The 12,623-nt window shown below is 73.3% G+C and carries 11 protein-coding genes; 5 read left to right on the top strand and 6 right to left on the bottom strand.

The window, feature by feature from the left end:
- Window positions 1-92: 92 nt before the first annotated feature.
- Window positions 93-1,559 carry a DNA repair protein RadA gene (radA, locus tag IIE03_RS23525; RefSeq protein ID WP_192865332.1) on the bottom strand — a complete coding sequence of 489 codons (1,467 nt, stop codon included), beginning with the start codon at window positions 1,557-1,559 and terminating at the stop codon, window positions 93-95.
- Between the two features lie 130 nt (window positions 1,560-1,689).
- On the opposite strand from radA, the gene IIE03_RS23520 reads away from it, so the two are divergent.
- The gene (locus tag IIE03_RS23520) at window positions 1,690-2,337 is read left to right on the top strand and encodes a hypothetical protein (RefSeq protein ID WP_192865215.1); all 648 of its coding nucleotides are present in this window, start codon (window positions 1,690-1,692) and stop codon (window positions 2,335-2,337) included.
- Between the two features lie 147 nt (window positions 2,338-2,484).
- Here IIE03_RS23520 and IIE03_RS23515 read toward each other — a convergent pair whose 3' ends face one another.
- The 5 genes from IIE03_RS23515 to IIE03_RS23495 form a co-directional block, all read right to left on the bottom strand.
- A complete protein-coding gene (locus tag IIE03_RS23515) occupies window positions 2,485-3,123 on the bottom strand; it encodes a hypothetical protein (protein ID WP_192865214.1) in 639 nt (212 codons plus the stop codon).
- Window positions 3,120-3,737, bottom strand: a complete 618-nt coding sequence (locus tag IIE03_RS23510) for a hypothetical protein (RefSeq protein WP_192865213.1) — start codon at window positions 3,735-3,737, stop codon at window positions 3,120-3,122. Before IIE03_RS23510 ends, IIE03_RS23515 begins: the two co-directional genes overlap by 4 nt.
- Window positions 3,734-4,624 carry a hypothetical protein gene (locus IIE03_RS23505; protein WP_192865212.1) on the bottom strand — a complete coding sequence of 297 codons (891 nt, stop codon included), beginning with the start codon at window positions 4,622-4,624 and terminating at the stop codon, window positions 3,734-3,736. Before IIE03_RS23505 ends, IIE03_RS23510 begins: the two co-directional genes overlap by 4 nt.
- Window positions 4,625-4,877: 253 nt before the next feature.
- Complete coding sequence (gene proC, locus IIE03_RS23500; protein ID WP_192865211.1) at window positions 4,878-5,693, bottom strand: pyrroline-5-carboxylate reductase; 816 nt, start codon at window positions 5,691-5,693, stop codon at window positions 4,878-4,880.
- A gap of 170 nt (window positions 5,694-5,863) precedes the next feature.
- Window positions 5,864-7,231: a hypothetical protein gene (locus IIE03_RS23495; protein ID WP_192865210.1), complete on the bottom strand. Its 1,368-nt coding sequence runs from the start codon at window positions 7,229-7,231 to the stop codon at window positions 5,864-5,866.
- Between the two features lie 69 nt (window positions 7,232-7,300).
- On the opposite strand from IIE03_RS23495, the gene IIE03_RS23490 reads away from it, so the two are divergent.
- The 4 genes from IIE03_RS23490 (at window position 7,301) to araA (ending at window position 12,509) form a co-directional block, all read left to right on the top strand.
- Window positions 7,301-8,389, top strand: coding sequence for a LacI family DNA-binding transcriptional regulator (locus IIE03_RS23490; RefSeq protein WP_318843147.1), 1,089 nt, complete (start codon window positions 7,301-7,303; stop codon window positions 8,387-8,389).
- A 63-nt stretch (window positions 8,390-8,452) separates the two neighbouring features.
- Window positions 8,453-10,132, top strand: coding sequence for a xylulokinase (locus IIE03_RS23485; protein WP_192865209.1), 1,680 nt, complete (start codon window positions 8,453-8,455; stop codon window positions 10,130-10,132).
- The gene (locus tag IIE03_RS23480; RefSeq protein ID WP_408632866.1) at window positions 10,129-10,878 is read left to right on the top strand and encodes an L-ribulose-5-phosphate 4-epimerase; all 750 of its coding nucleotides are present in this window, start codon (window positions 10,129-10,131) and stop codon (window positions 10,876-10,878) included. The genes IIE03_RS23485 and IIE03_RS23480 overlap by 4 nt, the downstream gene beginning before the upstream one ends.
- Before the next feature lie 119 nt (window positions 10,879-10,997).
- Window positions 10,998-12,509 (top strand): L-arabinose isomerase, encoded by a 1,512-nt coding sequence (araA, locus tag IIE03_RS23475; protein WP_192865208.1) that lies wholly within the window; start codon window positions 10,998-11,000, stop codon window positions 12,507-12,509.
- The last annotated feature ends 114 nt before the right edge of the window (window positions 12,510-12,623 follow it).

Genomic DNA, 12,623 nt, shown 5'->3' with positions numbered 1-12,623 from the left:
CGTGTGTTGCCTCGGCAGCCGATTGTTTCAAAGCCGTGACGTGAACGGCTCGATGAACACCCCTGACGAGGAGGATGAATACATTTTTCACCCTACCGATCGCCCGCAGCCCGCGCCAGGGTCATCGCCTCGCGGATGTGCTGCGCTTCCAGCAGTTCCATCCCCTCCGGTGCGGCGACGCCCGTCCCGGCCGGGACGACGGCGCGCCGGTAGCCCAGCCGCGCGACCTCGCCGAGCCGCCGCTCGAGCCCGGTGACCGGCCGGATGTCCCCGGCGAGCCCGACCTCGCCGACGGCGATCGTGGCGGGCGGCAACGGCTCCTCGGTCCGGGCGGACACCAGGGCGAGCGCCGCCGCCAGGTCCGCCGCCGGCTCGGTGACCCGCGCACCGCCCACCGTCGAGACATAGACGTCCTGGTCGGCGACCCGGAGCCCGGCGTGCCGGTGCAGCACGGCGAGGATCATCGCGAGGCGGCTGGAGTCGACGCCGCTGGTGGCGCGGCGCGGGTTGGCCAGCGGACTCGGCGCCACGAGCGACTGGAGCTCGACGGCGAGCGGCCGGCGCCCCTCGAGCGTCACGGTGACGCAGCTCCCGGGCGCGGCGGCGGCCGTGTGCGAGAGGAACAGCCCGGACGGGTCCGGTAGCCCCTCGATCCCGTGCTCCGACAGGTCGAAGCAGCCGACCTCGTCGGTGGGGCCGTACCGGTTCTTCACCGCGCGCACCATGCGGAGCCGGGAGTGCCGGTCCCCCTCGAACTGGCAGACGACGTCGACCAGGTGCTCCAGCGTGCGCGGGCCCGCGATCGTGCCGTCCTTCGTCACGTGGCCCACCAGCACCACGGGGACGCCGCGCTCCTTCGCGGCGGCGATGAGCGCCGCGGCGACCTCGCGGACCTGCGTCGTCCCGCCCGGGGCGCCGTCGACCTCCGCCGACGCGATCGTCTGCACGCTGTCGACGATGAGCAGATCGGGCTCGGCGGCCGCGACGTGCCCGAGCACCGTGGCCAGGTCGGTCTCGGAAGCGAGCAGCAGGCTCGGGGCGAGCGCCCCGATCCGCTCGGCGCGGAGCCGCACCTGACCCGCCGACTCCTCGCCGGTCACGTACAGCACCGTGCGGGACTCGCCGACCCGGCCGGGCGACGTGCCGGCCGGGTCACGCACGGCATCGGTGGCGCCGGTGGCGAAGTTGCTCGCCACGGCGAGCAGCAGAGTCGACTTGCCGACGCCGGGCTCGCCGGCGAGCAGCACCACGGCGCCCGGGACGAGACCGCCGCCGAGCACCCGGTCGAGTTCGCCTACCCCCGTCGGGGTGGCGCGGGCGGCCTCGACGTCGATCTCCGCGATCGGCCGGGCGGCGGAGCGGGTCGGCGCGACCGCCGTGGTGCGGGGCCCCGCCTGGGCCGGGGCGGAGTCCGTCACGGTGCCCCAGGCCTGGCACTCCCCGCAGCGGCCGACCCACTTCACGGTGGTCCAGCCGCATTCGGTGCACGCGTACGCGGGCCTGGTCCGCTTGGTAGTCGTCGTCGCCACGCAAGGAACGCTACCGGGGGTGACCGACATCGACGCCGAGGCACGGCCCGGGGCAACCGCGCGCCCGCAACCGCGCGCCTGCGAGCGCGTGTCGGTCACCCGTCATAGGGTTCGTAACGCCGCCGAAGACCGGCGGGACGTCTCACCCGAGGAGAGGAAAATGACCCACGAGCGCGCGGGATCGGGCGGGCGGGCGCACCACCCGCAGGCCCGGGTCCCCCGGTCCGCGGCGGTCTACCGCCGCCGGCGCATCGTGGTGGGCGTGCTCGCACTGCTGGTGCTCGTGTCCCTCCTGGCCTTCTCCGGGCTCGTCTGGCCGGGCTTCCTGCACGCCGAGGAGCCCGATCCGGTGCCGACCGTCACGGTCACGGCGTCCCCTCCGACGCCCACGATCAAGCCGATGCAGCGGCCCGGCGGCGAGACGGCCTTCCAGGAGGCCCTCCCGTCCTCGGTCCTGCAGTTCGCACTGACGGACATGGCCGAGACCGATGCCGCCGACGAGTCCGACGCCACGGAGGGATGGAAGGCCACGTACACGGACGGCGGAGACCTGCGGGTGGTCGTCACCGCGACCCAGTGGCCGAACGCCGACGGGGCCACCACCTCGGCGGACGCGCTGACCGAGGCGGCCGGGAAGGCCAAGGAGTCGGGCGACGTGAAGGTGGGCGACGACGTCGTGGGCCGGTACGCGCTGACGCCGGCCGACGGCGGGCAGCGCACCATGACCTGGCGCAACGGCACCGCCGTGCTCCAGGCGACGGGCCCCGCCGACGTGATCAAGGAGTTCTACCGCGCGTTCCCGCTCTGACCGCCCGGGACCTCGTGATCCGGTGTCCGGGACCTCGTGATCCGGTCCGGCCGGGACCTTGCGGTCCGGTCCGGCCGGACCCAGGGCCCCGCGGGTGGCACCCGGCGAACGTCCGTCGATCGGCGCGAGGAACGTCTCTCCGGGCCGTCAGGGCACGTCGAGCGTGACGTAGTGCGGGTTCCCGAAGGAGAACCAGATCTCGTCGGGGGTGTCGCCGGCCCGGGTGAGCAGCACGGTCGATACCTGCCAGGTCCCCGCCTCCGGGGCGATCGAGTCCATCGAGTCGGGCGGCATGCACGGGTTGCCCTGCCCCAGTGGGTCGGGCCGCGTGCCCGCCTTGCTGGCCTCGCCGTACCGCGTCCCGTCGGACGTCACGAGCATCACCTGGCACAGGCCCAGGTCGGTGCCCGGCTCCGCGGTCAGTTCCAGCTCGACCCGCCACGCCGCCGCGCCGTCGGGAATCCTGTCGATCTCCGCCAGCACCGACTGGGGGAGACCGTCGACCTCACGAACGTCGAGCACCCGGACGTCCACCTCGCGGGTCACCCAGGTGTTCGCGAGCGCCGGATCGGTGAGCCCCAGGTCGTAGTAGTCGCCGACGAAATGCGCCGTCTCGCCCGCGCCGACGCTGTCGACCCGCTCGACGAGCTCGGTGGGCCACCACAGGTTCATGAGGCGGAACGACCACGCGGCGGCGGCCGCCGCGACCATCAGCGGCAGGACCGCCAGCCAGATCGCGTTGCGTCGCCACCATCCCCGCTCGCGCACGTCGACGACGGCGGTCATGCGTTCTCCTCTCCGCCGGGGCCCGCCTCGACGACCGGAGCCGGCGCGTCGATCCACAGCGGGGTCTCGTCGGCGCTCGCCTCCTCCAGACTTGCCCGGTCGAGCCCGAGATCCACCACGGCGACGGCGTCCCGCCGCTGGAACGCGCCGTCCTCGCCGTCGCCGCCGCGCCCGAGGCGGACCTGTGCCCCGTCGAGCGCGTCGGGCACGACGTCGAAGCAGTACGTGATGCGCTGCCCGTATGCCGGCACGGCGGTCGTGGCCGTCGCGCAGCCCGATCGGCTCGTCGCGGCATGGGTGCGCTCCTGGGCGTCGACGAGTTCGGCGCCGCCGATGGAGAGCGTCCGGTCGGCGGCCTCCCAGACGGCGTCGACCACGACGAACACGCCGCCGGCCTGCGCGCCTCCTTCGCCGTCGATCCGCTGCGCGACCCGGACGTCGGTCACGGCGAGGTCGGCGTAGTCGAGGCGCACGGTCTCACCGACGGCGCCCTCGATCTCGAACGGCCGGTCGACGCTCGTGTCCTGCGGCACCTGCGTGACGAACCAGGTCGCCGCCCCGATCGCGATCGGGGCGAAGAGCATGGTGCGCCAGGAGAATCCGCGGCGGCTCATGCGCCGGACTCCGCGGATCCGGACGCCGTCCCGCCGGCCCCGGCGTCGTCGCCGGTACCCGCCCCGGCGCCATCACCTGCGCCGGCGCCGGTGCCTGTCCCGGCGCCATCGTCGGCCCCGCCACCCGTGTCGGTCCCACCGCTGGCCTCGGCCCCACCCGTGTCGCCCTCGCCCGCGTCGGCCCCGCCGCCGTCGCCTCCGGACCCACTACCGTTGCCTGCCTGGGACTTCGGCGGTTCGACGTCGAACATGCCGCTGTGGGTGACCTCGTCGGTCGGGAGCCAGTACTCGTCGTCGAGACCCGCGAACCCCTCCTCGATCCAGTGCAGTCCGGCGAGGTCGACGCGTACGGTCTCGGGGGCGGCGTCCCCGTCCTGGTTCCACACGAGGGCGACCCGGTACGTCACGCCGGGGTTGATCACGTCGAGCTCGCCGGCGTCGGCGATGTTGTAGCGATTCGGCAGGGGCCGATCGCCGGGCTCCGCATCGTCGGGCACGGGCCGGCTCTCGGTGTCGACGACGCCGGCGCCGACCGGCGCGGGAACGATGTCGGCGAGCTGATGGGCGTGTGCCGGGACGTCGGACGTGTTCGTGACCTCGGCGACCACGACGAGCAGCTTGTCGGCCGGGTCGAGCGGCTGGACGTCACCGAGGGTCTTGGTCGACACGACCTTCTCGATCACCACCTCGTACGGCCCCACCTCGACGGTCGCGTCGGCCGCGAGCGGGATCGCGTCGTCCGCCACCGCGTTCCAGGCGCCGAACGGTGTGGCCGCGACCACCGCGGCGAGGGTCCCGGAGATCACCTTGCCCGTCGTGCCGAGCGACGCGAAGAGGTTCTGGGCCACCCCCAGCAGACCGGGCGCGGCATTGCGGGCGTGCTTCATGGCCCCAGATCGTACCGAGACACAACGGACTTATTGGCACGCGCCCATCGTTTGGCCGCGGCGAGGTCACCGCGCACCGCCGAACTGCAGGTCGAACGAGATGGACGCTGCCGAGCGGCGGACCTGAAGTGGTCGAGCCGCGAGTCGCACGTATCAGCTCGAGGTCCGGTGGTCGAGGGCGCCGGAATCCGAACGGGAGCGAAGGGGATGGCCTCCCGAGCGAGAGAGGCGAAGTGGACTGCCTAGGGACGGATCAGGCGCCCAGTTCCGCCGAGCGCGCGCGGGCAGCCTCGACCGCGGCCAGGAAGGCCGCCCGGACCGCCCGGTCCTCCAGCACACGGAGACCCGCCGCGGTGGTGCCCGCCGGCGACGTCACCCGTTCGCGCAGGATCGCCGGGTGCTCGCCGGTCTCCACCGTCAGCCGGGCCGCCCCGAGCACGGTCTGCCGGGCGAGCCGCGCCGCGACGTCGCGCTTCAGGCCCGCGTGCACGCCGGCCTCGGCCAGCGCGTCGATCACGAGGAACACGTACGCCGGCCCCCCACCGGACAGCGCGGTCACCGCGTCGAGGTCCTTCTCGGCGACCCGGACCACGTCGCCCGTCCCCGCGAGGAAGCGCTCGACCAGCGTGAGATGGGAGTCGTCCGCTGCCGCCCCCGGCGCGACGGCGGTGATCCCCGCGCCGATCTGCGCCGGCGTGTTCGGCATCGTGCGGACCACCGGCGTGCCGGGCCGCAGGCGGGCCTCCATCGCCGCCGTGGTGACGCCCGCGGCGACGCTCACCACGACGGCGGCGTCCGCCAGCGCGGGCGCGATCTCGTCGAGCACCGCGGGCACGTCCTTGGGCTTGACGGCGACGACCACGAGTCCGGCGTCCGTCGCCGCCGCGGCGTTGTCCGTGGTGGTGGCGACGCCGTGGCGGTCGCGGAGCGACGCTCCCCGGGCCTCGCCCTGCGCCGTGGCACGCACCGTCGCGACGATCTCGCCCGGCGACCAGCCCGCCCCGATCGCCCCCGCGAGGACTGCCTCGCCCATGTTCCCGGTTCCCAGGATCGCCACGCGTTCGGTCATGCGGACATCCTCGCAGGAACGTGCCGCGCCCTCGCAGCAACGAGCCCTGAGCCTCGCTGCCACGAGCCACAGCCCTGCCGGCACGAGCCACAGCCTGGCGCCAACGACCCCACAGCCGCTGCCACGAGCGACAGCGCGGCGGCAACGAGCCACGGCCTCGCTGCCACCCCCTACGACGCGACGAACGTTCCCGGGATCGCGCCCTCCTCGCCGCCGTCCTTCTCCGGCTCACCCGCGACCGTCATCCCCCGCCCGACCATCGTGTCCACCGTCGCCGCGATCAGCGCGCCGGCGAGGGCCAGCGAGATCGCGATCCCGGCCGCCTCCTCCCACGGCGAGATGACGAGCAGCCACAGATCCGTCTCCACCGGCCCCGTGATCGCCCGTACCGCCCAGCCCACCGCCACCGGCGCACGCATCACCACCAGGTAGGCCAGGCAGAAGACGAGCATCGCGCCGATGCCGCCCCGCTTGATCATCCTCAGCCCCTGCACGAGCGCCGAGAAGCGCTCCCGCAGTTCCTGGGTCACCGCCTCGAGCACCTTCCGCAACCAGCCCGGCATGGTCATCTGGTCGAGCCAGCGATGCTCCGTGGACGGCGGCGCCATCAGCCGGCGCCCGAGCACGACGGTGCCGATCGCGAGCCACGCGAGCGGTGCGACGATCACCACGTCGAGCGACTCGACCACCGTGATCAGCCCGTCGACGGCCGCCGCCCCCGCCTCCGCCACGGCCGCGCCCTGCGCGGTCTCCGTCGCGGCGGTGTACGTCCCCACCGACCAGTGCACGAGCGCCCGGTCCTGGAGCGCGACCAGCAGGCCCCTGCCGAGCGACTCCAGGTCGTAGGCGGCCTGGACGCTCCAGAACACCTCCACGGCCGCGCCGAGCAGGGTGAGGCCGAGGAAGTGCACCTTGCGGTCGAGCAGGCCGAGCAGCCAGCGCAGCACGATCGCGCCCAGCACCACCCCGACGAGCGTCCACCCGGTCCACAGGCCGAGGCGGGAGGCGAAGTCGATCCCCCCGGGCGTGAACATGTCCGTGCCGAACAGCTCGTCGGCGGCGACGTCGTTCAGGTACTGGGCGTGGTCGGCGTCCATCGTGCCCTCGATCGCGTACACGGCGAGGAACGGGATCAGCACGGCCAGCGCGACGTCGGCCAGCGGCTGCTCGCGGCGCTCGGGCACGTCCGCCGCGTACGACGACGGGTTCCCGGGTGCGTGCGGCGCCACCGGGGCGCCCGGCCGGAACGTCCTGCCGCCCGACGGCGCGCCGAGGACGCCGGGCGGGGCGCCTGCCGGCCGCGGTCGGGTCAGATTGCCCAGCGACGGGTAGCAGACGCGCAGCATCGCGATGACCGGCAGGAGCAGCCCGAGCGGCAGCGCCAGCAGCACGATCTGCGCCACGAGCGCGTTCCACTCGCTGACCTCGAGCGCGCCCCAGAACGCCGCGCCCCGCAGCGCGACGCCGGCGAACCCGAGGGCGAGCAGCGCCGGCCAGTGGGCGATGAGCAGCCTTCCGGCGGTCAGCAGGATCCTCATGGGGCTACATAATGACGCAAACCGGACGCCATGCAGGCATCGCTCCGGAAATCGGTCATGATCGGGTGCGTGACAGTCGAACCACCCGCACCGGACGGCCACGCCATGGAATCGTCCTCGAACGGATCCGGAAACGGACGATCCCCGCGTCGGCCTGCCATGGCCGACGTCGCCGCCCGGGCCGGTGTCTCCCACCAGACCGTGTCCCGCGTGCTGAACGGCAGCCCCCGGGTCGCGCCCGAGACCCGGGAGCGGGTGGTCCAGGCGATACGGGAGCTCGGGTACCGGCGCAACGTCGCGGCGCGGGCGCTCGTCACGGCGCGCTCGGCGACGCTCGGGGTGATCACCACCTCCTCGGTGCTCTACGGGCCGACCAGCACCCTGGTCGCCGTCGAGGAGGCGGCGCGGGAACAGGGCTGGTTCACGTCGGTGGCCACCATCGGGTCGTACGACGCCGAGTCCGTGGACCACGTCCTGGAGCACTTCATGAGCCAGGCGGTCGAGGGCGTCGTCGTCATCGCGCCGCAGGACGACGTCGGCCGCGCCGTCGACGCGTTCGACGCGCCCATCCCGGTGGTGCTCATCGCGGCGCGCGAGTCGGCGGTGGCACGCACGATCCCGCTCGCGGTGGACCAGGGGGTCGGCGCCGGGCTCGCCGTCGGGCACCTGCTGGACCTGGGGCACGAGTCGGTGCTGCACGTGGCCGGTCCGCAGGACTGGTTCGACGCGCGGCAGCGCGTCGCGGGCTGGCGCGCCGCCCTGACGGAGCGCGGAGCCCCCGTCCCGGAGCCGGTCGTGGCCGACTGGTCCGCGGGCCGCGGGTACGACGTCGGCCGCGAACTGGCCGAGCGCATCGCGGCCGGAGACGGCCCGACGGCGGTGTTCGCCGCCAACGACCAGCTCGCCCTCGGCCTGGCGCGCGCGTTCTGGGAGGCCGGCCTGCGCGTCCCGGAGGACGTCTCGCTCGTCGGGTTCGACGACGTCCAGGGTGCCGACCAGTTCATCCCCCCGCTCACCACGGTGCGCCAGCCGTTCGCCGAGCTGGGCCGGCGGAGCGTGGAACTGCTCTTCGACGCGGTGGCCGGCAAGTCGCCGTCGGGCGCCCTGATCGCCCCGGAGCTCGTGGTGCGCGCGTCCACGGCCCCGCCGCGGTCGTGACCCGGCGGCGGTGACCGGTCGCCGGGTTTCGTCGCCGGGCCGTGTGAGCGTTAACATGTCCCTATGGCGCAGGAGCACGATGTCGTGACAGAGCGCCCGGACGCCGTCCGGGACGCGACCGGACAAGCCCGGGAAGCTATCGAACAGGGCCGGACCAGCCTGGGGATCGAGCTGGGATCCACCCGCATCAAGGCGGTACTCGTCGGGCCGGATCACGCCCCGATCGCGAGTGGTGGCCACGACTGGGAGAACCAGCTGGTCGACGGGCACTGGACGTACTCGCTGGACGCGGTGTGGGCGGGGCTGCAGGACTGCTTCGCCGCCCTCGCGGCCGACGTCGAGGAGCGGTACGGCGTGCGCCCGGCGACCTTCGGCGCGATCGGCGTCTCGGCGATGATGCACGGCTACCTCGCGTTCGACGGCGACGAACTGCTCGTCCCGTTCCGCACCTGGCGCGACACCACCACCGAGGCCGCCGCCACCGAGCTCACCGACCTGTTCGGGTACAACATCCCGCTGCGCTGGTCGGTCGCCCATCACTACCAGGCGATGCTCGACGACGAACCGCACGTGCCCCGCACCACGTACCTCACCACGCTCGCCGGCTACGTCCACTGGCGCCTGACCGGGCGCAGGGTGCTCGGTGTCGGCGACGCCTCCGGGATGTTCCCCGTCGACCCCGCGACGGGCACGTACGACGCCGCGATGCTGGCGAAGTTCGACGACCTCGTCGCCGCGCGCACACCGGGAACGCCGGGCGCGCGCCTGGCCGACCTGCTCCCCGAGATCCTCCCGGCCGGGGCCGACGCCGGCGCCCTCACGGCGGAGGGCGCCGACCTCCTGGACCCCAGCGGAACGCTGCGCCCGGGTGTCCCGCTGTGCCCGCCCGAGGGCGACGCCGGCACGGGCATGGTCGCGACCAACGCCGTCCGGCCCCGTACGGGCAACATCAGCGCCGGGACCAGCATCTTCGCGATGGTGGTCCTGGAGGGTGCCCTGGAGCGGCACCACCCCGAGCTGGACCTCGTCACCACGCCGTCCGGCGACCTCGTCGCGATGGTGCACTGCAACAACGGCGCGAGCGAGCTCGGCGCGTGGGCCGAGGTGTTCCGCGAGCTCTCGGCGGCCGTCGGCGGACCGTCCGACGCCGACACCGTCTTCGAGGCGCTGTTCCGCTCCGCCCTGGCCGGCGAGCCCGACGGCGGCGGCCTGCTCGCCTACAACCACCTGTCCGGTGAGCCGATCGCGGGCCTCTCCGAGGGCCGCCCGACGATCGTCCGCACCCCGGACAGCCGGCTGACCCTCGCGAACCTGATGCGCACCCAGATCTACGGCGTGTTCGCCACACTGAGCCTCGGCATGCGGGTGCTCGCGGACGAGGGCGTCGCGATCGACACGATGTTCGGCCACGGCGGCCTGTTCCGCACCGCCGGCGTCGCCCAGCGGATGCTGGCCGCGGCGATCGGCGCGCCGGTCGGCGTCGGGCAGGCCGCCGGCGAGGGCGGCGCCTGGGGCATGGCGGTGCTGGGCGCGTACCGGCGCTCCGGCGGGGGCCGGAGCCTCGGCGACTACCTGGCCGCCGAGGTGTTCGCCGGCGCCGCGGTCGACGTCGTCGCGCCCGACGCCGCCGACGTGGCCGGATTCGCCGCCTACCTCGAGCGCTACACGGCCGGACTCGCCGCCGAGCGGGCCGCCGTCGAGGCGCTCCCGCCCTACCGCACCACCCAGGAGAACGCCGGATGAGCACCGCCGAGATGAGCACCGCCGAAGAGTTCCGCAGCTACCCGCGCGAGGTGCGCGAGGAGATCGCCCGCACCCGGCAGGTGGTGTCCGACCTGCACGCCGAGCTGCCCCGGAACGGCCTCGTGGTCTGGACGGCGGGCAACGTCTCCCAGCGCGTGCGTATCCCGGCCGAGCTCGGCGGGGCGGCGGACGGCAGCAAGGACCTGCTGGTGATCAAGCCGTCGGGCGTCTCCTACGACGAGCTGTCCCCGGAGAAGATGGTGGTCTGCGACCTCGAGGGCGCGATGGTGCACTCCTCTCCCCACAAGCCGTCGTCGGACACCGCCGCGCACGCGTACACGTACAAGCACCTGCAGCGCGTGGGGGGCGTGGTGCACACGCACTCCACGTACGCGACCGCCTGGGCGGCGCGCGGCGAGGCGGTGCCGTGCGTGCTGACGATGATGGCGGACGAGTTCGGCGGGCCGATCCCCGTGGGGCCGTTCGCGATCATCGGCGACGACTCGATCGGCCGCGGCATCGTCCAGACGCTGAAGGACTCGCGCAGCCCGGCGGTGCTCATGGCGAACCACGGCCCCTTCACGATCGGCGCGGACGCCCGCGCCGCGGTGAAGGCGGCGGTGATGTGCGAGGAGGTCGCCCGCGCGGTGCACATCTCCCGCCAGCTCGGTGATCCGCTGCCGATCGAGCAGAAGCATGTCGACTCCCTCTACGACCGCTACCAGAACGTCTACGGCCAGAAGTGACCGCTCGGGGCCGAGCGCGGTCGGTCGTTCCGTGAGTGATCGGTAGAACGATCTGCCGATCACTCACGGAGTGACCGACCACGCCGGCCGCCGTCGGACGATGAAAGGAAAATCTCACGATGTCGAAGCCCTACGCCGACCGCGAGGTCTGGTTCTTCACCGGCAGCCAGGACCTCTACGGCGAGGAGACGCTGCGCCAGGTCGCCGAGCAGTCGCAGGACGTCGCGACGGCGCTCGACGCGTCCGACGACGTGCCGGCGCGCGTCGTCTGGAAGCCCGTGCTGAAGGACTCGGACGCGATCCGCCGCGCCATGCTGGAGGCCAACTCCGACGACCGCGTGCTGGGCGTCGTGACCTGGATGCACACCTTCAGCCCGGCGAAGATGTGGATCGGCGGGCTGTCCGCGCTGACCAAGCCCCTGCTGCATTTGCACACGCAGGCGAACGTCGAGCTGCCGTGGGACACCATCGACTTCGACTTCATGAACCTCAACCAGGCCGCGCACGGCGACCGGGAGTACGCCTACCTGGCGACCCGGATCGGCGCGGCGCGCACCACGGTGGTGGGGCACGTGTCGAACCCGCGCGTGACGGCGCGCGTGGGCACCTGGGTGCGCGGCGCCGCCGGCGCGGCCGCCGTGCGCGAGCTGAAGCTGGCGCGGTTCGGCGACAACATGCGCAACGTGGCCGTGACCGAGGGCGACAAGACCGAGGCGGAACTGCGGTTCGGCGTCTCGGTGAACACCTGGGCCGTGAACGACCTGGTCGATGCCGTGGACGCGGTGGCCGACGACGCCGTGGACGCGCTCGTGGCGGAGTACGAGGACCTGTACGACGTCGTGGACGAGCTGCGCAAGGGCGCCGAGCGGCACGAGTCCCTGCGCTACGCGGCCCGGCAGGAGATCGCCCTGCGCACCTTCCTGGACGGGCTCGGCGCCAAGGCGTTCACCACGAACTTCGAGGACCTGGGCGCCCTGCGGCAGCTCCCCGGCCTGGCCGTGCAGCGGCTCATGGGCGCCGGCTTCGGCTTCGGCGCGGAGGGTGACTGGAAGACGGCGGTCCTGGTGCGTGCGGCCAAGGTGATGGGCGAGGGGCTGCCGGGCGGGGCGTCGCTCATGGAGGACTACACCTACGACCTCACGCCGGGGTCGGAGCTCATCCTCGGCGCGCACATGCTGGAGATCTGCCCGTCGCTGACGACGTCGAAGCCCCGCGTGGAGATCCACCCGCTGGGGATCGGCGGCAAGGAGGACCCGGTGCGGATGGTGTTCGACGCCGACGCCACCGAAGGCGCCGTCGTCGTCTCGCTCGCGGACATGCGCGACCGGTTCCGGCTCACGGCCAACGTGGTGGACACCGTGGTGCCGCCGGCCGACCTGCCGCACCTGCCCGTGGCGCGGGCCGTGTGGCGGCCGCGGCCGTCGTTCGACGTGTCGGCCGAGGCGTGGCTGACCGCCGGCGGGGCGCACCACACGGTGATGTCCACCGCCGCCGGGATCGAGGCGTTCGAGGTGTTCGCGCAGATCACCGACACCGAGCTACTGGTGATCGACGAGTCGACGACCCGCCGCGGGTTCGCTGACCAGGTGCGATTCAACCAGGCGTACCACCGGCTCGCGCGAGGGCTCTGAGCGGCCTCTCGTCGTTACTGGAACGTGACGGATTCATCTTCCATTCCGGACCATGTGAGCGTTAACATGGTCCGAGTGCGGGCGCGATGCCCGCGAGTGCACCACCCCCGGTCG

It is taken from the genome of Myceligenerans pegani (genome assembly GCF_014892515.1).
Classification (GTDB): domain Bacteria; phylum Actinomycetota; class Actinomycetes; order Actinomycetales; family Cellulomonadaceae; genus Myceligenerans; species Myceligenerans pegani.
Note: the sequence above shows the minus strand (reverse complement) of the source record. Positions and strands in the feature narration are given on the sequence as shown.